Annotated in this window: 21 protein-coding genes; 20 read left to right on the forward strand and 1 reads right to left on the reverse strand. The window is 64.8% G+C overall.

The window, feature by feature from the left end; translation table 11 throughout:
- From PQV96_RS13505 to PQV96_RS13585, 17 genes are all read left to right on the forward strand, one after another.
- Positions 1 to 1593, forward strand: a complete 1593-nt coding sequence (locus PQV96_RS13505; protein WP_142082053.1) for an efflux RND transporter periplasmic adaptor subunit — start codon at positions 1 to 3, stop codon at positions 1591 to 1593.
- Positions 1594 to 1609: 16 nt separating this feature from the next.
- Complete coding sequence (locus PQV96_RS13510; protein WP_066787373.1) at positions 1610 to 4798, forward strand: CusA/CzcA family heavy metal efflux RND transporter; 3189 nt, start codon at positions 1610 to 1612, stop codon at positions 4796 to 4798.
- Between the two features lie 69 nt (positions 4799 to 4867).
- A complete protein-coding gene (locus PQV96_RS13515) occupies positions 4868 to 5761 on the forward strand; it encodes a LysR family transcriptional regulator (RefSeq protein ID WP_009523286.1) in 894 nt (297 codons plus the stop codon).
- A 35-nt stretch (positions 5762 to 5796) separates the two neighbouring features.
- A complete protein-coding gene (locus PQV96_RS13520) occupies positions 5797 to 6069 on the forward strand; it encodes an EexN family lipoprotein (protein WP_009523287.1) in 273 nt (90 codons plus the stop codon).
- Between the two features lie 218 nt (positions 6070 to 6287).
- Positions 6288 to 8285 carry a conjugal transfer protein TraG gene (locus tag PQV96_RS13525; protein ID WP_024537622.1) on the forward strand — a complete coding sequence of 666 codons (1998 nt, stop codon included), beginning with the start codon at positions 6288 to 6290 and terminating at the stop codon, positions 8283 to 8285.
- Entirely contained in the window at positions 8282 to 8728 is a 447-nt protein-coding gene (locus PQV96_RS13530) for a ribbon-helix-helix protein, CopG family (protein WP_009523289.1), read from the forward strand. The genes PQV96_RS13525 and PQV96_RS13530 overlap by 4 nt, the downstream gene beginning before the upstream one ends.
- Positions 8725 to 9759: a P-type conjugative transfer ATPase TrbB gene (trbB, locus tag PQV96_RS13535; RefSeq protein ID WP_103519349.1), complete on the forward strand. Its 1035-nt coding sequence runs from the start codon at positions 8725 to 8727 to the stop codon at positions 9757 to 9759. Before PQV96_RS13530 ends, trbB begins: the two co-directional genes overlap by 4 nt.
- Entirely contained in the window at positions 9756 to 10133 is a 378-nt protein-coding gene (locus tag PQV96_RS13540; protein ID WP_009523291.1) for a TrbC/VirB2 family type IV secretion system protein, read from the forward strand. The genes trbB and PQV96_RS13540 overlap by 4 nt, the downstream gene beginning before the upstream one ends.
- The gene (locus PQV96_RS13545; protein WP_009523292.1) at positions 10130 to 10402 is read left to right on the forward strand and encodes a VirB3 family type IV secretion system protein; all 273 of its coding nucleotides are present in this window, start codon (positions 10130 to 10132) and stop codon (positions 10400 to 10402) included. Before PQV96_RS13540 ends, PQV96_RS13545 begins: the two co-directional genes overlap by 4 nt.
- 10 nt (positions 10403 to 10412) lie before the next feature.
- Complete coding sequence (gene trbE / locus PQV96_RS13550; RefSeq protein WP_142082051.1) at positions 10413 to 12866, forward strand: conjugal transfer protein TrbE; 2454 nt, start codon at positions 10413 to 10415, stop codon at positions 12864 to 12866.
- Positions 12863 to 13588 carry a P-type conjugative transfer protein TrbJ gene (gene trbJ / locus PQV96_RS13555; RefSeq protein WP_009523294.1) on the forward strand — a complete coding sequence of 242 codons (726 nt, stop codon included), beginning with the start codon at positions 12863 to 12865 and terminating at the stop codon, positions 13586 to 13588. The genes trbE and trbJ overlap by 4 nt, the downstream gene beginning before the upstream one ends.
- 11 nt (positions 13589 to 13599) lie before the next feature.
- Positions 13600 to 13923 carry an EexN family lipoprotein gene (locus PQV96_RS13560; RefSeq protein ID WP_009523295.1) on the forward strand — a complete coding sequence of 108 codons (324 nt, stop codon included), beginning with the start codon at positions 13600 to 13602 and terminating at the stop codon, positions 13921 to 13923.
- Complete coding sequence (gene trbL / locus PQV96_RS13565; protein ID WP_024537619.1) at positions 13920 to 15284, forward strand: P-type conjugative transfer protein TrbL; 1365 nt, start codon at positions 13920 to 13922, stop codon at positions 15282 to 15284. The genes PQV96_RS13560 and trbL overlap by 4 nt, the downstream gene beginning before the upstream one ends.
- A gap of 18 nt (positions 15285 to 15302) precedes the next feature.
- Positions 15303 to 16007 carry a conjugal transfer protein TrbF gene (gene trbF, locus PQV96_RS13570; RefSeq protein WP_024537618.1) on the forward strand — a complete coding sequence of 235 codons (705 nt, stop codon included), beginning with the start codon at positions 15303 to 15305 and terminating at the stop codon, positions 16005 to 16007.
- Positions 16004 to 16984: a P-type conjugative transfer protein TrbG gene (trbG, locus tag PQV96_RS13575; protein WP_103519348.1), complete on the forward strand. Its 981-nt coding sequence runs from the start codon at positions 16004 to 16006 to the stop codon at positions 16982 to 16984. Before trbF ends, trbG begins: the two co-directional genes overlap by 4 nt.
- A 2-nt stretch (positions 16985 to 16986) precedes the next feature.
- The gene (locus tag PQV96_RS13580) at positions 16987 to 18246 is read left to right on the forward strand and encodes a TraB/TrbI/VirB10 family type IV secretion system protein (RefSeq protein WP_038212420.1); all 1260 of its coding nucleotides are present in this window, start codon (positions 16987 to 16989) and stop codon (positions 18244 to 18246) included.
- Entirely contained in the window at positions 18243 to 18488 is a 246-nt protein-coding gene (locus PQV96_RS13585; RefSeq protein WP_038212423.1) for a DUF2274 domain-containing protein, read from the forward strand. Before PQV96_RS13580 ends, PQV96_RS13585 begins: the two co-directional genes overlap by 4 nt.
- Positions 18489 to 18906: 418 nt before the next feature.
- Here PQV96_RS13585 and PQV96_RS13590 read toward each other — a convergent pair whose 3' ends face one another.
- Positions 18907 to 19230, reverse strand: a complete 324-nt coding sequence (locus PQV96_RS13590) for a DUF3579 domain-containing protein (RefSeq protein ID WP_066693411.1) — start codon at positions 19228 to 19230, stop codon at positions 18907 to 18909.
- Positions 19231 to 19470: 240 nt separating this feature from the next.
- On the opposite strand from PQV96_RS13590, the gene PQV96_RS13595 reads away from it, so the two are divergent.
- The 3 genes from PQV96_RS13595 to PQV96_RS13605 all read left to right on the forward strand — a co-directional run bounded on the left by PQV96_RS13595 (position 19471) and on the right by PQV96_RS13605 (position 22476).
- The gene (locus tag PQV96_RS13595; protein WP_207375239.1) at positions 19471 to 20667 is read left to right on the forward strand and encodes an aspartate aminotransferase family protein; all 1197 of its coding nucleotides are present in this window, start codon (positions 19471 to 19473) and stop codon (positions 20665 to 20667) included.
- Positions 20668 to 20704: 37 nt separating this feature from the next.
- The gene (gene argF, locus PQV96_RS13600; protein WP_198847093.1) at positions 20705 to 21625 is read left to right on the forward strand and encodes an ornithine carbamoyltransferase; all 921 of its coding nucleotides are present in this window, start codon (positions 20705 to 20707) and stop codon (positions 21623 to 21625) included.
- Between the two features lie 173 nt (positions 21626 to 21798).
- Entirely contained in the window at positions 21799 to 22476 is a 678-nt protein-coding gene (locus PQV96_RS13605) for an HD domain-containing protein (RefSeq protein WP_207375240.1), read from the forward strand.
- Positions 22477 to 22576 lie beyond the last annotated feature (100 nt).

A 22576-nucleotide genomic window follows, 5' to 3' on the forward strand; every position in this document is an offset into this window, starting at 1 on the left:
ATGAAACCCGAAACGAACAAACTGAACGTCGGCAAGAAGCAGTGGTTTGCCATCGCCGTGATCGCCGCAGTGGGCATAGGACTGGGCAGCGCCATTCTCGGCGGCAAGACGGATAAGAGCGCCGAGGGCGAGGGTCACGGCAGCCACGTTGAAGCCAAGGCCCACAGTGATGGTGAGCATCACGACAAGGCAAGTGGTGACCAGCACGACCACGACAAGGGCCATGCGGACGGTGAGCACCACGAAGGGCCGAGCAAGGGGGTGCATGGCGGCAAACTGTTCAATGAAGGGGATTTCGGATTGGAGGCGTTGCTCGCGGAGGAAGGCGGTGAGCCTCGTTTGCGAATCTGGCTCTATGACAAGGGCAAACCACTTGCCAGCAACACTGCAAAGGTCAGCGCCACCGTCACGCGCTTGACCGGCGAGAAGCAGGCGCTCAACTTCGCGCCTGACAAGGACAGCCTGCTGAGCCGCGAGGTCGTGCCGGAGCCGCACGCGTTCGAGATCAGCATCGTTGCCCAGACAGCCAACGAACCCTTCATGTTCGTCCTCAACCAAGAGGAGGGGAAAGTCGAACTCAGTGATGCACAAATCAAAGCGGCATCCATTAGCATCGACACGGCTGGCGCGGCACGAATCAAGTCAGCCTTGCAATTGCCCGGGGAAATTCGCTTGAACGAAGACCGGACTTCGCACGTTGTCCCACGCATTGCAGGAGTGGTCGAGAGCGTTCAGGCCAGTCTGGGTCAAGCAGTCAAGAAGGGACAGGTTCTCGCAGTCATTGCCAGCCCGGCTGCGTCTGAGCAGCGCAGCGAGTTGCAGACAGCACAAAAGCGTCTGGCCTTGGCCAAGACCACGTTCGAGCGTGAAAAGCGGCTCTGGGAGCAGAAAATTTCCGCCGAGCAGGACTACCTACAAGCAGGGCAGGCGTTAAACGAGGCGCAAGTCGCTGTGGCCAATGCTCAGCAGAAGCTGTCGGCCTTGGGGTTGAGCGCGGGATCTTCGGGAGGGCTGAATCGCTTTGAGTTGCGCGCCCCGTTCGATGGCCTGGTGATTGAAAAGCATCTCAGCCTGGGTGAGGCCGTCAAGGAAGACGCCGCCGTGTTCACCGTGTCCGATCTGGGACAGGTCTGGGCTGAAATCAACATACCTGCCAAGGACTTGCCACTGGTCAGGGTCGGCGAAAAGGTCACCATCAAGGCAACGGCATTCGATGCCAGCGCGCAAGGCACCATCACCTTTGTTGGCGCGCTGATTGGCGAACAAACCCGCATGGCCAAGGCCCGCGTGGTCTTGTCCAACCCCCAAGGCGCTTGGCGTCCCGGCCTGTTCGTCAATGTGGAAGTGATCGCGTCCGAAACCGCCGTGCCAGTCAGCGTGGCTAGCGACGCTATTCAGAGCGTGAGGGACAAGCCGGTCGTTTTCGTCAAGGTGAAGGACGGCTTTGTGGCCCAGCCTGTGCAGTTGGGTCGCAGCGATGGCAAGCGGGTCGAGGTACTGCAAGGTCTTCAAGCAGGGGCGGCATATGCGGCCGCAGGCAGTTTCGTCGTGAAGTCAGAGCTTGGCAAAGCCTCTGCCGAACACACCCATTGATGCCGGAGCAACGCACATGTTTGAAAAACTTATTCGCGCGGCCATCGAGCACCGATGGCTAGTGTTGTTAGCCGCCATTGGCATGGCCGCCGTCGGCGTGTTCAGCTACCAGAAGTTGCCCATCGACGCCGTACCCGACATCACCAACGTCCAAGTGCAGATCAATACCCAGGCGCCGGGCTATTCACCGTTGGAGACCGAGCAACGGGTGACTTATCCCATTGAAACCGTGATGGCGGGCCTGCCCAACCTGGAGCAAACCCGCTCTCTTTCGCGCTACGGCCTCTCGCAAGTGATCGTGATCTTCAAGGACGGCACCGACATCTACTTCGCGCGCCAGTTGGTCAATGAACGCATCCAGGAGGCGCGGGAAAAACTGCCTTCCGGCATCACGCCTGCGCTGGGGCCGATCTCCACCGGCCTGGGGGAGATTTACCTGTGGACGGTCGAGGCGAAGGACGGTGCGAAGAAACCCGACGGGATGCCCTACACGGCAACAGACCTGCGCGAGATTCAGGATTGGATCATCAAGCCGCAGTTGCGCAACGTGCCCGGTGTGACTGAAATCAACTCGATTGGCGGTTATGCCAAGGAGTATCAGATCGCACCTATACCCGCTCGCCTGGCTTCGCTCGGCGTTACCCTGCAAGACATCGTGACGGCACTGGATCGCAATAACGGCAACGTGGGTGCGGGCTATATCGAGAAGCGCGGCGAGCAGTATCTGATCCGGGCGCCCGGGCAGGTCAAGACGCTGGAGGACATTGGCAATGTCATCCTCAGCAGCGCGGGCGGTGTGCCGATCCGGGTGCGCGACGTGGCGGACGTGGGGATGGGGCGCGAACTGCGCACCGGCGCCGCCACGGACAACGGCCGCGAAGTGGTGCTGGGCACGGTGTTCATGCTCATCGGCCAGAACAGCCGCACGGTGTCGCAGGCCGTGGACAAGAAGATGGTGGAGATCAACCGCAGCCTGCCCGAGGGCGTGCATGCGGTGACGGTGTACGACCGCACCGTGCTGGTGGACAAGGCCATCGCCACGGTGAAGAAGAACCTGCTGGAAGGCGCGATCCTGGTGATCGTGATCCTGTTTCTGTTCCTGGGCAACATCCGTGCCGCCATCATCACGGCGACGGTGATTCCCCTGTCGATGCTGTTCACCTTCACCGGCATGGCGCATTACAAGGTGAGCGCCAACCTGATGAGCCTGGGGGCGCTGGATTTCGGCATCATCATCGACGGGGCGGTGGTGATCGTCGAGAACTGCGTGCGCCGACTGGCCCATGCGCAGGCGCACCAGGGCAGGCCCTTGACGCGGGCGGAGCGCTTTCACGAGGTGTTCCTGGCATCGAAGGAATCACGCCGCGCGCTGCTGTTCGGGCAACTCATCATCATGGTGGTCTACCTGCCCATCTTCGCCCTGACGGGGGTGGAAGGGAAGATGTTCCACCCGATGGCGTTCACGGTGGTGGCTGCACTCGTGGGGGCCATGATCCTGTCGGTGACTTTCATCCCGGCAGCGGTCGCCCTGTTCATCGGCCATCGGGTCAGCGAGACGGAAAACTTCCTGGTCGTGCAGGCCAAGCGCTGGTATGGCCCGCTGCTGGATCGCGTGATGGCGGCCAAAGCAGTGATGCTGGCGGCAGCCGCCGTGGCGGTGGTGCTGTGCGGTTTGATCGCCACCCGCATGGGCAGCGAGTTCGTGCCCAGTCTGAACGAAGGCGACTTCGCCATCCAGGCGCTGCGCATTCCGGGCACCAGCCTTTCGCAATCGGTTGCGATGCAGCAGCAACTGGAAGCCACGCTGAAGGCCAAGTTCCCCGAGATCGACCGCGTTTTCGCGCGCACCGGCACGGCCGAGATTGCCTCCGACCCCATGCCGCCGAACATTTCCGACGGCTACATCATGCTCAAGCCCGTGTCCGAGTGGCCCGAGCCGCGCAAGTCGCGCGACGAATTGCTGGCGGCTATTCAGGAGACCGTGGGCAAGGTGCCGGGGAACAACTATGAGTTCTCGCAGCCGATCCAGTTGCGCTTCAACGAACTCATCTCGGGGGTGCGCAGCGATGTGGCGGTGAAGATTTTTGGCGACGACATGGATGTCCTGAATAAGACGGCCGAGGAGGTCTCGTCCATGCTGCAGAAGATTCCCGGCGCTTCCGAAGTCAAGGTGGAGCAGACCACCGGCTTGCCGATGCTGACCGTGAACATCGACCGCCAGAAAGCCGCGCGCTATGGGCTGAACGTGGCCGACATCCAGGACGCCGTGGCCACCGCCATCGGTGGGCGCGAGGCCGGCACGCTGTTCGAGGGCGACCGCCGCTTCGACATTCTGGTGCGCTTGCCCGAGTCCTTGCGTAATGACTTGGAAAGCATGAAGCGCCTGCCGATTCCTCTGCCGCGCGCAACGGGTGGCGCGGGCGGCGGCGAGGGCCGAACCAACTTCATCCAACTGGCCGAGGTGGCGAGCTTCGAGCTGGCGCCCGGCCCCAACCAGATCAGCCGGGAAAACGGCAAGCGCCGCATCGTGGTCAGCGCCAACGTGCGCGGCCGTGACGTGGGTTCCTTCGTGGCCGACGCCGAGGCAGCGCTGGCGCAAGTCAAGATTCCCACTGGCTATTGGACGAGTTGGGGCGGCACGTTCGAGAACCTGCAATCCGCCACGCAGCGCTTGCAGATCGTCGTGCCAGTGTCGCTGCTGCTGGTCTTCGTGCTGCTGTTCGCTATGTTCGGCAATGTCAAGGACGGCTTGCTGGTCTTCACCGGCATTCCGTTTGCACTGACCGGCGGCATCCTGGCGCTGTGGCTGCGCGACATTCCGCTGTCCATCTCCGCCGCCGTGGGCTTCATCGCGCTGTCAGGTGTGGCCGTGCTCAATGGCCTAGTGATGATTTCCTACATCCGCAGCTTGCGCGAGGACGGAACGCCGCTGGATGAAGCCATCCGCGAGGGCGCGCTGACACGCTTGCGGCCGGTGCTGATGACGGCCCTAGTGGCGTCGCTGGGTTTCATCCCGATGGCCATCGCCACGGGAACGGGCGCGGAAGTCCAACGGCCTCTGGCCACCGTGGTTATCGGCGGCATCTTGTCGTCCACCGTACTGACGCTGCTCGTGTTGCCAATTCTGTATCGGCTGGCTCATCGCCCGGACGAGCAAGAAGAGGATGTCACGGCAGAGCCCGCACATGAGGGCGTAACCGCTTGAAAGGAACAACGATGAACGCCGTTACGGCACCACGACAGACTCCTTCGAGCTTTACAGGGACATCGACTCATGGAATTTCGTCACCTTCGGTACTTTCTGGCCGTTGCCGAGGAGCTGCACTTCGCCCGCGCTGCGGAGCGGCTGCATATCGAACAGTCACCACTGTCGCGCGCCATCAGGGAATTGGAAGAAGAGTTGGGCGCACAACTGTTCGTGCGTACCAGCCGCAGCACGCGCCTGACGCTTGCGGGCAAGCTGCTGATGGAGAACGCGCCTCGCGTGCTGTTGGCGCTGGACCAGGCGCGTGAGAGCGTGAAGGCAGCGGCCAATGGCTTTCACGGCCGGTTGCGCGTGGCGCTGTCCGACGGCATCACCCCCTCGCGCTTGCCGGCGCTGCTGGCGCGCTGCCGCGAGGAAGACCCGGAGATCGAGATCCGCCTGTTCGAGGTGCCGCTGGCCCAGCAGCTCAGCGGCCTGCGTGACGATCTATACGACGTGGGCTTCTCGATGGCCGACGAGGTGGGCGACGGCATCATCATCGAACCCGCCTGGGAGGATGAGCTGATGGTCGCCATGCCCGCGCGCCATGAACTACTGGCCCACAAGCGGGTACCGCTGGATGAAGTGCTGCAACATCCCCTGGTGCTGGGCGACCCGGCAGTTTGCGAAGGCCATGCCAAGCAGATCGACCGCATCCTGCGCAAGCAGGACCGGGAGCCCTTGATCGAACAGTACGTCGCCACGTTCGACGTGATGATGACTTTCGTGTCGGCCGGCTTGGCGCTAGGGCTCGCAGGCGCCGCGCACATCGCTTCCAGCCGCGAGCCGGGCGTGGTGGGCCGACCGCTCGCGGGAAAGTCGCCCATGCTCACTACCTATCTGCTGCGCCGCGACGCCGAGCCGTCGCAGGCGCTAGCCCGCTTTATCGAGCGGGTCGAAGCCCTGGGACCGGGAGACGCTTAGCCATTGGCCCCGTTTCACTTCGGAGGATTCAAGCCATGAACCTATCCAAGATCATCGCTATGTCGTCGCTAGCAGTTCTGCTGGTCGCCTGCGGCAAGTCTGAGCCGTCCAAGCCCGCTGCCGTGCCCAGCGTGGAGGAACTGGCTGCTGACCCCGTGCGTTTGCGAGAACTGCGCCAGCAGTGCAAGACGGATCGTCCGACGATGGGCGACGTGCTGTGCAACCGAGTGGCCGAGGCGACGAACCGACGTTTCCTGGGCGACGGCAAGGTGCCTTATACGCCACCGAAGGAACCGCCGAAGTTCTGATGGTCGGCTTGCCGCAACGCACCTGCGCGTGCCTGCGCCTTTTTGCGCGCTGCGCAGCAGCGCGCTCATTGTGGCGGTCTTTCGCCCCAGTTCTTCCCTGCCGGAAACCATGTTTTTTGCGGCATCAACCTGCCGATAACGGTCTTTGACCGGCACGCCCAGCGGCACTGATCCTCACGAGGGCGGCACATGCCTGTGCTGCGATCGGAGGCTGGATGATGCAGGGAACGAACGTGCTGTTCGGTCAGATTGCCGTGGTGTTCGGCATCGTGATCGCTGGGGTGTGGAGCGCCACGCAATGGACAGCGGCGGCCCTGGGCTACCAACTACGCCTGGGCTCGCCGTGGTTCGATTTCCTGGACACACCGGTCTATCACCCGTGGCGGTTGTTCGAGTGGTGGTTCTTCTTCGATGCCTACGCGCCGCGCGTGTTCGATACCGGCGGCGCCATCGCGGGCGGCAGTGGCCTACTGGCGGTTGTGGTCGCCATCGGCATGTCGATCTGGCGCTCGCGCCAGTCGCGCCTGGTCACGACCTATGGCTCGGCCCGCTGGGCCAATGTGGAGGACATTCACAAGGCGGGCCTTGACCACCCTGCGGGCGTGTTCCTCGGCCTGCATCGCCAACAGTACCTGCGGCATGAAGGCCCGGAACACGTCCTGACCTTCGCGCCTACGCGCTCGGGCAAGGGCGTGGGCCTCGTGGTGCCGACGCTGCTTTCCTGGCCTGCATCCGCCGTCATCCACGACATCAAAGGCGAGAACTGGCAGATCACCGCCGGTTGGCGCTCGCGCTTCTCGCATTGCCTGCTGTTCAACCCCACCGATGCGAAGTCAGCGGCCTACAACCCGCTGCTGGAGGTACGACACGGCGCGCATGAGGTGCGCGACGTGCAGAACATCGCGGACATTCTGGTTGATCCCGAAGGTGCGCTGGAGAAGCGCAATCACTGGGAAAAGACTTCGCACGCGCTGCTGGTCGGGGCCATCCTGCATGTGCTCTACGCGGGCGAAGACAAGACGCTGCGCGGCGTCGCCAACTTCCTCTCCGACCCGGCCAGCCCCTTCGAGTTGACGCTGCACCGGATGATGACCACGCCGCACCTCGGCGATGGGCCTCATCCGGTGGTGGCCTCGGCTGCGCGCGAAGTGCTCAACAAATCGGACAACGAGCGTTCCGGCGTGTTGAGCACCGCCATGTCGTTCCTCGGCCTGTACCGCGATCCCACGGTGGCCCAAGTCACGTCGCGGTGCGATTGGCGCATCGCCGACCTGATCGCGGCCGAGCATCCGGTATCGCTGTATCTGGTGGTGCCGCCTTCGGACATATCGCGGACGAAGCCGCTCATTCGCCTGATCCTCAACCAGATCGGGCGGCGCCTCACCGAGTCGCTCGATGGCTCCGATGGCATCGAGCGCCGCCACAAGCTGCTGCTGATGCTCGATGAGTTCCCTGCGCTGGGGCGCCTGGACTTCTTCGAGACGGCGCTGGCCTTCATGGCGGGCTATGGCATCCGCAGCTTCCTCATCGCGCAGTCGCTCAACCAGATCGACAAGGCGTATGGGCAAAACCACTCCATCCTCGACAACTGCCATGTGCGCGTGACGTTCGCCACGAACGACGAGCGCACCGCCAAACGGATCTCCGAGACGCTGGGCACCGCCACCGAGCTGCGCGCGCAGCGCAACTACGCGGGCCACCGGCTCGCGCCGTGGCTGGGCCACCTCATGGTGTCGCGCCAGGAAACCGCGCGTCCGCTGCTGACGCCGGGCGAAGTCATGCAGCTTCCGCCTGATGAGGCCGTGGTAATGGTGTCCAGCGTGGCGCCCATCAAGGCGAAGAAGCTGCGCTACTACGCGGACGCCAATTTCAAGCGCCGCGTGCTGCCGCCGCCCACGCTGGCGGACGGGCAGTACGCCGACGCGCCGCCGGCCCGCGCCGATGACTGGAGCGGGCTGGCAATTCCTGCGGTGCCGGCACCTCTCGTCGCGGAGACCGTTGGCGACCTTGGCAGCGCCGATGACGGCGGCCCGCGTCGCCAGCCCGAACTCTCCGAAATCGCCGCCTACGACCCCGAGCTGGCCGCGCCTGCGGCCGACCTTGGGTTGCTCGATGACGACGACCTGCCGCTTCCCCTTCCTCGCCAGCTCGACCCTGCCCTGCAACGCACGGCCCGGCTGGCATCCCTCGACCCTGATGACGGAATCGACCTATGACCCAACACCGCCTCAACGTGTTCATCCAGCCGGAGCACGCCAAGCGGCTCGATGAGCTGGCCGCCAAGAAGGGCGTGTCCAAGTCGTCCATCGTCGCGGCGGCGCTCGCATCGTGGCTGTCGCCCGATGCCGCCGACCAGCGCGAGGCGGCCATTGCCAAGCGGCTGGATCGCCTGTCGCGGCAGGCCGAACGCATGGAGCGCGACCAGAACATCCAGATCGAGACGCTGGCACTGTTCATCCGCTACTTCCTCACGGTGAGCACGCCCGTGCCCGAAGCGCATCAGGACGCAGCGCGCGCCCAGGGCAAGGCGCGCTTCGAGCAGTTCGTCGAACAACTCGGGCGGCATTTGCTGCGCGGTCGCAGTCTGGTGCGAGACGTGGTGGAAGAACTGCATCCAGACCCGGCACGCATGGACGACGCGCAGGAGCGCGCGTCATGAGCGCCGTTCCTTCCTTCACCGCCGTTTCACTGGATCGCCGCATCCTGATGCTGCGCACGGCGATGGGGCCGCTGATCGCCGCCGCGCTGGAAGACCCGGACGTGGTGGAAATCATGCTCAACCCGGATCGCACCTTGTGGATCGACCGGCTTTCGTCGGGCCGCGCGCCGATGGGTGTGGAGCTGTCCGAGGCCGACGGCGAACGAATCATCCGGCTGGTCGCGGCCCACGTCGGCGCCGAGGTGCATCGCGGCCAGCCGCTCCTGACGGCGGAGCTGCCCGAGACGGGCGAGCGCTTCGAGGGCATCCTGCCGCCCGCTGCGCCGGGGCCGGCCTTTGCGTTGCGCAAGCGCGCCTTTGGCGTGATCCCGCTGTCGCGCTACATCGAGGACGAAATGATGACCGCCGCGCAGGCGGGCTTGCTGGTGCGCGCCGTGCGCGAACGCCAGAACATCCTGATCGCCGGCGGGACGAGTACCGGCAAGACCACCTTGGCCAATGCGCTATTGGCCGAGATCGCCGCCACGGGCGACCGCGTATTGGTGCTCGAAGACACGGTGGAGCTGCAATGCGCGGCCCGCGACCACGTGCCGCTGCGCACACGCCAGGGCGTGGTGTCCATGACCGAGCTGGTGCGATCTTCGATGCGCCTGCGCCCGGATCGTGTCGTCGTCGGCGAGGTGCGTGGCGCCGAGGCATTGGATCTCATCAAAGTCTGGGGCACTGGCCATCCGGGCGGCATCGCCACCATCCATGCCGGCTCCGCGCTGGGCGCGCTGCTGCGTTTGGAGCAACTGATCCTCGAAGTGGCGGTGAACCCGCCCCGTGCGCTGATCGCGGAAGCGGTCAATGTGGTCATCCACATCGCTGGGCGCGGGCGCAAGCGCCGCATCGAGAGCATCGTCCGCGTCATCGGCTTCGATGGCGTGGGCTACCACCTGGCGGATGCGCTGGAGGCTCCATTCCCGGAGCTGCTGTCGCAGTCCGACCTTTCCTCCCCGTCCCCTGACCACTCTGGAGAACTTCCATGACGCACGCTGATGCTTTCCGTATTTCCGCAAATCCGCTTCCTCGGCCCGCACGGCTGGATGGCCTGGCTCGCCCGGCCATGCAGGGCTTGATGCTCGCTGCCTTCATGCTGCTGCTCGCAGGTACTGCGCAGGCCGCCGGTTCCTCGATGCCCTGGGAAGGGCCGCTGCAATCCATCCTCGAATCCATCCAGGGGCCGGTGGCGCGCATCGTCGCGGTCATCATCATCATCGCTACGGGCTTGGCGCTGGCCTTCGGTGATACCTCGGGCGGGTTCCGCAAGCTGATCCAGATCGTGTTTGGCCTGTCCATCGCGTTCGCCGCTTCGAGCTTCTTCCTGTCGTTCTTCAGCTTCTCCGGTGGGGCCGTCGTATGAACGGCCCACACGATGGAATACCCGGCTTCGAGGTGCCGCTGCATCGGTCGTTGACCGAGCCGATCCTGATGGGCGGTGCGCCGCGCACCGTGGCCATCACTAACGGCACCTTGGCCGCTGCTGTCGGGCTGGGCTTACAGATGTGGATTCCAGGCGTGGTGCTCTGGATCGTCGGCCATTCGCTGGCGGTCTGGGGTGCGCGTGTCGATCCGCAGTTCATGGCCGTGTTCGCGCGCCATATCAAGCACCGGCCGCTGCTGGACGTGTGAGGGGAATGCCATGCTGAACCTTGCCGAATATCGCCAGCGCCCGGCCTTGCTGGCTGACTGGTTGCCCTGGGCCGGGCTGATCGCACCGGGCGTCGTCTTGAACAAGGACGGCAGTTTCCAGCGCACGGCCCGGTTTCGCGGGCCTGACCTCGACAGCGCGACGCAAGGCGAGTTGATCGCCACGTCGGCGCGCTTGAACAACGCGCTGCGCCGCCTGGGTTCGGGCTGGGCACTGTTCATCGAGGCCGAGCGCCGCGCCGCCGCCGACTATCCGCACTCGGCGTTCCCCGAGCCGCTGTCGTGGCTGGTGGACGAGGAACGCCGGGCCACATTCGAGGACTCGGGCAATCACTTCGAGAGCGGCTATCACCTGACGCTGGTGTACCTGCCGCCCGAGGAATCGCACGCCCGCGCGGCGGGGATGCTGTACGAGAACCGGCCTACCGACGGCGTGGACTGGCGCGAGCGGCTGCAAGCTTTCGCCGCAGAAACGGATCGCATCTTTGACCTGCTCGACGGCGTGATGCCGGAAATCGCCTGGCTGGATGACAGCCAGACGCTGACCTACCTGCACGCCACCATTTCGACGCGGCGCTACCGCGTCGGCGTGCCCGAAGTGCCGTTCCACATCGACGCGCTGCTGACCGACTCCGCACTTGTCGGTGGCTTGGCGCCCATGCTGGGCGACCGGCACCTGCGCGTGGTGTCGGTGCGGGGATTTCCGCCCTCGACCTGGCCGGGGATTCTGGACGACCTCAACCGGCTTGGATTTGCCTATCGCTGGTCAACCCGGTTCCTGTGCCTCGACAAAGCCGAAGCGGAAAAGGAACTCGTCCGCCTGCGTCGCCAGTGGTTTGCGAAAAGGAAGAACGTCATCGCGCTGCTGCGCGAAACGATCTTACAGCAAGAAAGCCCGCTGGTCGATACCGACGCGAGCAACAAGGCCACCGACGCCGATGCCGCCTTGCAGGAGCTGGGCAGCGATCAAGTCGCCTTCGGCTATCTCACCGCCACGGTTACAGTGCTCGATGCCGACCCGGCCGTGGCCGACGAGAAGTTGCGGATGGTGGAGCGGGCCATCCAAGGGCGCGGGTTCGTGACGATCCCTGAAACCTTGAACGCCGTGGATGCGTGGCTGTCCTCGCTCCCCGGCAATGCCTACGCCAATGTGCGCCAGCCCATCGTCTCGACGCTGAACCTGGCGCACATGATGCCGGTGTCGGCGGTATGGGCCGGCCCCGAACGCAATGCCCATCTTGACGGCCCGCCGCTGATCGTCACGCGCACCGATGGCGCCACGCCGTTCCGGCTGGTGACGCACATCGGCGACGTGGGCCACACGTTGGTCGCAGGCCCGACCGGCATGGGCAAGTCGGTCTTGCTCGCCACCCTGGCGATGCAATTCCGTCGCTATCGCGGCTCGCGCATCTTCGCCTTCGACATGGACCGCTCGATGCGCGCCACCATCCTGGGCCTGGGCGGCGAGCACTACGACCTCGGGATGGATGGCGAAATCGCTTTCCAGCCCTTGGCTCGTATCGACCGCGAGGGCTACCGCACCTGGGTGGCAGAGTGGATCGAAGGCCGCTTGCGGCATGAGGGCGTGGTCGTCGGCCCCGAAGAGAAGGCCGCCATCTGGTCGGCGCTCGGCAGCCTCGCCGGTGCGCCGGTGGAGCAGCGCACGATGACGGGGCTGTCCGTGCTGCTGCAATCGAACACGCTGCGGCAGGCGTTGTCGCCTTATGTGCTGGGCGGTGCCCACGGCAAGCTGCTGGACGCCGACCATGACCGGCTCGGCATGGCCGACGTGCAGTGCTTCGAGATGGAGGAGCTGATGCACAGCAAGGCCGCCGTCATGGCGGTGCTGCATTACCTCTTTGCGCGCTTCGATGAACGCTTCGACGGGGCGCCCACGCTGCTGATCCTCGATGAAGCGTGGCTGTTCCTCGATGACCCGGTGTTTGCCGCGCGTATCCGCCAGTGGCTCAAGACGCTCAGGAAAAAGAACGTCAGCGTCATCTTCGCCACGCAGAGCCTTGCCGACATCAAGGATTCGAGCATCGCGCCCGCGATCATCGAGAGCTGCGCGAGTCGCATCTTCCTGCCGAACCCGCAGGCCACCGAGCCGCAGATTCGCACGATCTACGAGGGCTTCGGCCTCAACAGGCGGCAGATCGAGATCGTCGCCACCGCGCAGCCCAAGCGCGACTACTACTACCAATCGCGCCTCGGCAATCGCCTGTTCGACCTCGACCTGGGGCCGGCGGCGCTGGCCTTCGCGGGCGCGTCCACGCCGCAAGACCAGCGCGACATGGACGCGGTGCTGGCCGACGCCGGCGTGCCCGGCTTCGCGGGCGCCTGGCTGCGCCATCGCGGCCTCGATTGGGCGGCCGACCTGCTGCCCTCGTTCCCCGGCCTCGCGCCGGGTTCCCTCGCTGACCAACCCCTGGAGAACCAGCCATGAAGAAACGTCTCATCGCCGCCGCCATCGCGGCCATGCTTTGCACCGCCACCGCCCATGCGCAATGGGTCGTGATCGACCCCACGAACCTCGTGCAGAACACGCTGACCGCGATCCGCACGCTGGAGCAGATCAACAACCAGATCCAGCAGCTCCAGAACGAAGCGCAGATGCTGATGAACCAGGCGCGCAACCTCGCCAGCCTGCCGTCCAGCGTGGTCGGCCAGTTGCGCGCCAATCTGGCGACCACACAGCGGCTGATCGCCCAGGCCAGAGGACTGGCCTACGACGTGACGAATCTGGATCGGGAGTTCCAGCGCCTGTATCCCGAGCAATATGCCGCTACCGTCAGCGGCAACCAGATGTACCGCGACGCGCAGGAGCGCTGGAAGAACACGCTCAACGGCTTGCAGACCACCATGCAGATGCAGGCCCAGGCGTCGCAGAACCTGAGCGACGACGAAGGCGTGCTGGCCGACCTCGTGGGCAAGAGCCAATCGGCCGTGGGCGCCTTGCAGGCCATGCAAGCCACCAATCAGCTTCTGGCTTTGCAGGCCAAGCAGTCCATCCAAACGCAACGCCTGAGCATCACCCAGGATCGCGCCGCGTCGCTGGAGTTGGCGCGGCAGGCTGCCGCCGTGGAGCGAGGCCGCGAGGTGAACCGGCGTTTCCTGGGTGAAGGTACGCCGTACACGCCGCAGACCGTCGATTTCTACGGCCGGTGACAGGTGTTGCCATGACCCGCGCGCCTGCTTTCTGCGGTCTCGTGCTCTTGCTGGCCGGTTGCGGCCAGCAGGAGGTGCCTTCGGTCGATGCACTCTCGGCCCATCCGGCGCGGCTGCGCTTGCTCAAGGAGCAATGCCGCGCGGGTCAGCTCGACGGCGCGTTATGCGCGCAGGTGGTCAAGGCCGACCTGCGCCGCTTTTTCTCCGGCAAGGCCGGGCCTGATGAGTACCGGACGCTGGCCGAATTGCCGCCGATTCCGGCCAGCTTCGATGAACCCACCGAAGACGGCGAGGCGGTGGCAGCGGCCTTGCCGGGGCAGGAGGACTCGCCATGAATGACATTTCGATCATTGATCGCTTCCTCGATGTGTTCTCGCGCTACATCGACTCGGGCTTCGGCCTGCTGCACGGGGAGGTGGCGTTCCTCACAGCCACGCTGATCGTCATCGACATGACGCTCGCCGGGCTGTTCTGGGCCATGAGCCATGCCAGCGGCCAGGGCGAGGACGTGATCGCCAAGCTGATCCGCAAGGTGCTGTACGTCGGTGCCTTCGCCTACATCATCGGCAACTTCAACACCTTGGCGAGCATCGTGTTCCGCTCGTTCGCCGGGCTGGGCCTGACGGCCAGCGGCTCGACCCTGAGCATGGGTAACTTCTTGCAGCCGGGACGGCTCGCCAAAGTGGGCATCGACGCCGGGGCGCCCATTCTTGAGCAGATCAAGGAGATGGCGGGCTTCCCCGAGGTGTTCATTCACATCATGCCCATCGTCGTGCTGTTCTTCGCATGGATGGTGGTCATCGTCAGCTTCTTCGTGCTGGCGGTGCAGCTTTTCGTGACGCTGATCGAGTTCAAGCTGACCACGCTGGCGGGCTTCGTGCTGGTGCCGTTCGCCCTCTGGAACAAGACGGCATTCCTGGCCGAGAAGGTCTTGGGCAACGTGGTGTCGTCGGGCATCAAGGTGCTGGTACTGGCCGTCATCGTCGGTATCGGCTCGGGGCTGTTCTCCGAGTTCAACATCCCGGCAGGTTCGGAGCCTTCGATCGACCGGGCGCTGGTCATCATGCTGGTCTCGCTGTCCATGCTGGCCCTGGGCATCTTCGGGCCGGGCATTGCGACCGGGCTGGTGTCCGGCGGCCCGCAGCTTGGCGCGGGCGCGATGGCCGGTGCTGCCATCGGCGCAGCCGGAACCGCCGTTGCGGTCGGCGCTGCTGCTACGGGTGTCGGCGGCGCCGTGGCGGCCGGAGCGCGTATGGCGCCCGCAGCCGCCAAAGCAGGGGTCAGTGGCGCCCGTTCGATGGCATCGACCGCCAGCAGCGCCAAGTCGGCCTATCAGGCGGGCTCCGCTTCGGCCGGTGGCGGCCTCCAGGGCGCCGCCGCCGGTGTGGGCAATGTCGCCAAGACTGGCGCGCAGGCAGCCGGGCAGAAGGTGGCCCAAGGCGCACGCTCGATGAAGGAGCGCGTCGCCGCCGCCTTCCGGCCTGATGACGCCGGATCGGCGTCGGGGGACAGTGCCGCACGGGCTGCGAGCGAATCTCCCGTCACAGCCCCATCCACCGCACAACCCGCTTGGGCCAAGCGCCTGCACCGCAGGCAGCAGCTCACCCATGCCGCCACGACCGCCGCCCACACGCTGCGCGGCGGCGACGGCGGCAGCTCCAGCCAGGGGCCAAGCCTGCGTGATTCCGATTCCTGATCTTCAAGGAGAACCCTCATGCGATTCAAAAGACCGCAGGTGCGCTACGCCGATACGCCGCAGCCTGCCACCCCCTACCAATCCGCCGCGCAGGTCTGGGACGACCGTATCGGCTCGGCCCGCGTGCAGGCCAAGAACTGGCGCTTCATGGCCTTTGGCTGCCTCACGTTGGCCGTGCTGATGGCGGGCGGGCTGGTCTGGCGCTCGGCGCAGTCCATCGTCACGCCCTACGTTATCGAGGTGGACAACGCGGGCCAGGTGCGCGCGGTCGGTGAAGCCGCTACGCCGTATCGGCCCAGCGATGCCCAGGTGGCCTATCACCTGGGCCGCTTCATCGGCCTGGTGCGCTCGCTGTCCATCGACCCCATCGTGGTGCGGCAGAACTGGCTGGATGCCTACGACTACACCACTGACAAGGGCGCCGTGGTGCTCAACGAGTACGCCCGCGTGAACGATCCGTTCGCGCGCATCGGCAAGGAGTCGGTGACGGTGCAGATCACCAGCGTGACCCGCGCCAGCGACACGTCTTTCAACGTGCGCTGGACGGAGACGCGCTTTGTCAATGGCGCGCTGGATCGCACCGAACGCTGGAACGCCGTGGTTTCCATCGTGCAGCAGACGCCGCGCACCGAGCAGCGCGTGCGCAAGAACCCTCTGGGTATCTACGTCAACGGGCTGTCGTGGAGCCGCGAACTGGAAGGAAACGAAGGAGCAAAGCCATGAATGATCTTTTCCGTAAATCCGCCTTGCCGATCATGTTGCTTGCCCTCGCGGGCTGCGCCACGCAGGGCAAGCCGCCGCCGTCCATTTCGCTCGATGAGCCGGCGCAGGCGCAGCCGCTGCCGGAGCCGCCTGCGCCTGTGGAAGTGGTGGCCGTGCCGCAGGTGCTGCCGATGCCGGCGCAGATGAAACCTGTGCCGGATGCCAAGCCCACGCCGGAACCCGCCGATGAAACCGTGCGTGTGTCCCGCGCCAACGCCGAGGCGCGCATTGCGCCCACGCGCGAGGGCTACGTCAACGCGATCCAGGTCTGGCCCTTCACCGATGGCGCGCTGTATCAGGTCTATGCGGCCGTGGGCCGCGTGACGGTGATCGCGCTCCAGCCCGGCGAGGAACTGGTGACGGTGGCCGCTGGCGATACCGTGCGCTGGATCGTCGGGGACACATCGAGCGGCAGCGCTGACGCGCTGCGCGTCAATGTGATGGTCAAACCGATCCGCTCGGGCCTGAAGACCAATCTCGTCATCACGACCAGCCGGCGCACCTATCTGCTGGAGCTGACCTCTACCGAAAAGACGTGGATGGCGTCGGTGTCCTGGGAGTACCCGAAGGACAAGATGCTGGCCTTGCAGCGCCAGGCGCAGGCGGCCAGCGCCGCCGCGCCGGTCGATGCCGGGCTGTCGTTGGAGAAGATCCGGTTCCGCTATGCGGTCAGCGGCAGCAATCCGCCTTGGAAGCCGCTGCGCGCCTTCGATGACGGCGAGAAGGTCTATATCCAGTTTCCGCCGGGCATCGCCCAAGGCGAACTGCCGCCGCTGTTCGTCATCGGCGCCCAGGGCGATGGGCAACTGGTGAATTACCGCTTCCGCTCGCCGTACTACATCGTGGATCGCCTGTTCGGCGCGGCCGAGTTGCGCCTGGGCGGTGACAAGGGCGATGTGGTTCGGATCGAGCGCACGGACGGAACGCGGAGGAACTGACCATGAGCCAGGACGACTCCCCTGATCTTGCGGCGCAGGCGGGCAAGGTCGCGCCCGAGGCGGTGGCGCTGCGCGCCCAGCCGCGCCCGGTAACGCGCCTGAACCGGCGCACCTTGGCCATGCTCACCGGCGGCCTGTCGGTCGCCGTGCTGGGAGCCACGATCTGGTCATTGCAGTCACATCGGCGCGGCGCAGGCGAGCGGACCGAGCTGTACAACGTCGATCGCGTGTCGAAGTCTGAAGGGCTGGATGGCTTGCCCTCCGACTACTCCAAGCTGCCGAAGGTGCCGGAGCTGGGGCCGCCGCTGCCCGGCGACCTTGGCCCGGCCATCGTGAAGTCGCAGCAGCCGGTGACGCCGACCTATGCGCCACCGGGTCATGACCCGGAGGATGCGCGGCGCAAGGAGGCCGAAGCAGCCGCAGCCTCGTCGGTGTTTTTCCGCTCAGGCACTCCCGGCAAGACCGCAGCGCCAGCGACCGCGCAAGCAGCTGGCCCGGCATCGGCCTTGGCGGGCTTCGACCCGCTGGCCGCTGGCCCGGCCTCGACGGCGGCCCAGCCTGCCGACCCAACCGCCGTGCAGAACCGGCAAAACCAGAAAGAGGCTTTCCTGAAAGGCGCCTCTACGGAAACCCGTAATTCCACCAGTCTGCAAATGCCGTCCTCGCCGTATCAGGTCATGGCGGGAACGGTGATCGCCGGTGCGCTGGTGACGGGCATCAAGTCTGATTTGCCGGGCGACGTGATCGCCACGGTGACGGAGCCGGTCTACGACACGGCGACGGGCAAGTTCCTGCTGATCCCGCAGGGATCGCGCATCCTGGGCAAGTACAACAGCCAGGTGAGCTACGGGCAAAGCCGCGTGCAGGTGGTGTGGAACCGAATCATCCTGCCGGACACGTCTTCGCTGAAGCTCGACAACCTCGCGGGCACCGATCCGGCCGGCTATGCCGGCCTGGAGGATGGTGTCGATTGGCACTGGGATCGCGTCTTTGCCGGTGCGGCGCTGACCACATTGCTGGGCGTGGGTGCCGAGCTGGCCGCGCCGGAGAACCGGCAGAACGGCAACCGCATCGTGATCGCTGGGCGCGACAGCGCACAAGACAGCATCAACCAGGTGGGCCAGGAGATGACCAGGCGCAACATGAACATCCAGCCGACTTTGACGGAGCGGCCGGGCCTGCCGGTGCGGATCATCGTCAACCGCGATCTGGTGCTGCGACCGTACCAGCCAATGTTCTTCAACCGGGGAGCAATGCGATGAACACCACCAAGAAGCTGCGGCTCGGGCCGCTTCCCAAGACTGAGAGCACGAAGCTCACGTTCTCGTGCCCGGCCAGCCTCAAGGCCGACCTCGACTGCTACGCCGCGCTGCACGCTCAAGCGTATGGCGAGGTGGTCGATGCCATGACGCTGATTCCGTACATGCTGGAAGCCTTCATGGCGGGGGACAGGGGATTCAGGAAGGGCTCGGCGATACGGAGCGCGCCAACGAAACCGGCCTGATGGCGTCGCGTGCCATCCAACGGCATTCATCGAACGCGCAGCCTTCGGCTGCGCGTTCTTCGTTCTGGATGCTGCGAAGCCACTTGGGCTATCATGGTGCGACAAGCCCGCCGCCTCCCGGCAATCCAGCACGACCAAGTGCGATCCGGCTTTCTCTCCCGACGCTCTTATGTGGCACCTAGCCCACGACGCAGCAGTCACTTCAAGTGGCCCAAAACAGAGCTAACCTATTGCCCTGCTTATGATTTCAAACCCTGGAAATTCCGGGCCAGGGCTTGACATGAGCAATATTTTGTGCCCGCTTGGTTTTCAGGTGCGGCGCAAACCATCTTCTTGGCACATCTGGCGGATCCCTATGCCTTGCATGCCGCCTTCATGGCCCCCACCTGCGGCGCGAGCAGGCGTAAAAAAAGGCCAGTCAGGCCTTGGGGGGGGGAGCGTCGGGTAGCAAACAGGCCTCAGCGACTTGCAAGTTGTTGTCCCTTGCGAAGTTGATCACAAAGTCCCAGGCCATGGGCTCGTGGTTTTGCAAGTCGCGGTGGACCACCACACATTTCACGCCGTTGAGGGTGGTGGGAATGCACCAGGGCGAATAGCTCAGGTGGCTGCCCGGCCGCGAGCCACCAGGGCGAAACTGGCTCATGACGCCCGCCAAGCGCTCGGCCCAATCGCTGGGTCGAAAGGTTTTCCCGTCGTGGGTAACGCCTTGGATGAAGACTTCTTTGGTGGAGGGGGAAACCATCGCGGTCGGTTGGGTAAGTGGCAGCTCACCGCAGGGTTGCTACAGCCATCCATTCTAACTCTTATATAAGAGCTAACCCGGTACTCCTGCAGCCCAGGCGGGTAACGCATCGCAGTGATGCGCAATTGTCAATGGCCAGCCACGGCACTCCCCCTAGAATCGTGCTTCGCTTTTCGGGTGAAACACCCTGTTCGCAGGCCACAAGCCCAACCTTTTTCTGCACCGTCTGGAGATCTCTGCATGACCGCTTTCATCGAGGCAGCCTCGCCCCACGTAATGAACACCTATGGCCGCGTACCCATCGCGCTGGCCCGAGGCCAGGGCTGCCGAGTCTGGGACGTCAATGGCAAGGAATACCTGGACGCGCTGGGCGGCATTGCCGTGAACACGCTGGGGCACAACCACCCCAAGCTGGTGCCTGCACTGCAAGACCAGCTCACCAAGCTCATCCACACCTCCAACTACTACCACTCGCCGCTGCAAGAAGCGCTGGCTGCCAAGCTGGTGGAACGCTCTGGCATGACCAACGTGTTCTTCTGCAACTCGGGGCTGGAAGCCAACGAGGCGGCCATCAAGATTGCACGCAAGTACGGCGTGGACAAGGGCATCGCCAAGCCCGAGATCGTGGTCTACGAAAAGGCCTTCCACGGCCGCTCCATCGCCACCATGTCGGCTACCGGCAACCCCAAAATCTACAGCGGCTTTGGCCCGCTGGTCGAGGGCTTCATCCGCGTGCCACTGAACGACATCGAGGCCATCAAGCAGCGCACCGAGGGCAACCCCAACGTGGTGGCGGTGTTCTTTGAAACCATCCAGGGCGAAGGCGGTGTGAACCCCACCCGCGTCGAATACCTGCAGCAGTTGCGTGCCCTGTGCGACGAGCGCGGCTGGCTGATGATGATTGACGAAGTGCAGTGCGGCATGGGCCGCACCGGCAAGTGGTTTGCCCACCAGTGGGCAGGCATCGTGCCCGACGTGATGCCCCTGGCCAAGGGCCTGGGCTCTGGCGTGCCGATTGGCGCCGTGGTGGCGGGCCCCAAGGCCGCCAACGTGCTGCAGCCGGGCAACCACGGCACCACCTTTGGTGGCAACCAGTTGGCCATGCGCGCAGGCAACGAGACCATCCGCATCATGGAAGAAGAAGGCTTGCTGGAGAACGCAGCCACCGTGGGCGCACACCTGAAGGCGGCCTTGGAGCGTGAGCTGGGCAGCCTGCCCGGCGTGAAGGAAATTCGTGGCCAGGGCCTGATGCTGGGCATTGAACTGAACAAGCCCTGCGGCGCCCTCACCGGCCGCGCCGCTGAAGCAGGCCTGCTGATCAGCGTGACGGCGGACAGCGTCATCCGCCTGGTGCCCTCGCTGATCCTCACCGTGGCTGAAGCCGACGAAATCGTCGCCAAGCTCACCCCTCTGGTCAAAGCCATCCTGGCCGAATAAACCTTGCAGGGCGCGCCACGGCGTGCCCTTTTTTGCCATGAAACATTACCTGCAGTTCACCGACCTCACCGCTGACGAATACGCCTACCTGTTCGAGCGCGCAGCCATCATCAAGAAGAAGTTCAAGTCGTACGAAAAGTACCACCCGCTGGCCGACCGCACCCTGGCCATGATTTTTGAAAAGGCCAGCACCCGCACCCGCGTGAGCTTTGAAGCGGGCATGTACCAGCTGGGCGGCAGTGTGGTGCACCTGACCACGGGCGACAGCCAGCTGGGCCGCGCCGAGCCAATTGAAGACAGCGCCAAGGTCATCAGCCGCATGACCGATCTGGTGATGATCCGCACATTCGAGCAAACCAAGATCGAGCGCTTTGCCGCCCATTCGCGCGTGCCCGTCATCAACGGGCTGACCAACGAATACCACCCCTGCCAGATCCTGGCCGACATCTTCACCTACATCGAACACCGTGGCTCCATCGCAGGCAAGACGGTGGCCTGGGTGGGCGACGGTAACAACATGGCCAACACCTGGGTGCAGGCCGCTGCACTGCTGGGCTTCAAGGTGAACGTGAGCACACCGCGTGGCTACGAAATTGATGAGAAATTGGCCTCTGGCGCCCAAGGGGTAAGCGCCAGCAGCTATCAGTTCTATAGCAACCCGCTCGAAGCCTGCAAGGGCGCCGACCTGGTCACCACCGACGTGTGGACCAGCATGGGCTACGAAGCCGAGAACGAGGCCCGCAAGAAGGCCTTTGCCGACTGGTGCGTGGACGCCGAAATGATGGCCGCCGCCCAGCCTGACGCCCTTTTCATGCACTGCCTGCCCGCGCACCGTGGCGAAGAGGTGGAGGCCGAAGTGATCGACGGCCCGCAATCGGTGGTGTGGGACGAAGCAGAAAACAGGATGCACGTGCAGAAGGCACTCATGGAGTACCTGCTGCTCGGCCGCGTGGCATGAAATGCAACGCGGTGGCGCGCCAGCGCCGGCAGACTGTTTCGGCGCAGGCTCATGTCCGCCATGCGGACGTGAAGCAGCCGCAGGCTGCGGGCCGAAGCCAGAATCGGATGCACGTGCAGAAGGCACTCATGGAGTACCTTCTGCTCGGCCGCGTGGCATAACGCCAAAGCGGCATGTTCGACCGCAGCACGGTAAACACCGACGCGCTGCTCACCCAATGGGCAGTCCTGGGCACGGCCCTGGGCTGCCCCGCCAATCCGTGGATGCAAGAAGGCCAGCGCCTGCTGCGCAGCTGGCAGCGTTGGCCCCGGGCGTACCACAATGCATCGCACCTGCAGGCCTGCCTGGGCCACTGGCAGACGGTGCAAAACGAACTGCCCGGCGCGCTGGAGCAACCCCATGCCGTAGCGCTGGCCCTGTGGTTTCATGACGCGGTGTATTGGCCCTGGAGTGCCCACAACGAGCTACGCAGCGCGCAGTGGGCATCGCGCTTTCTCAACGGCCAGCACGTGCCACCCAGCCTGGTTTCAACCGTTCACGCACACATCATGGCCACATGCCACAACTCGGGCGCGCTGCAAGGCGACGCCACCTGGGTCGTGGACATCGACCTGGCCGTGCTGGGCCAAAGCGATGCGGTGTACCGCCAGTTTGAGCGCAACGTGCGCAAGGAGTATTTCTTTGTGCGCTGGCCGCGCTACGTAGCGGGGCGCAGCGCAGTGCTGCAAGGCTTTCTGGACAGGCCGCGCATCTATCACGACGAGTGGTTTTTCTACCGCTATGAATCGCAGGCCCGCGCCAATCTGCGCCAAGCACTGGCAGCATTGCAGCAAGGCCAGTTGTACGCCTGACGCGGCGCACGCATCGACAAACGCCAACCACCACCAGGCAGACAGCGCCAACGCGTTGCACAGGGCGCTTGCGGCCGCTCAGCCCGAACGGCGGCTGAAC

This window comes from Acidovorax temperans (assembly GCF_028596105.1).
In the GTDB taxonomy this organism is placed as follows: Bacteria; Pseudomonadota; Gammaproteobacteria; order Burkholderiales; family Burkholderiaceae_C; genus Acidovorax; species Acidovorax temperans.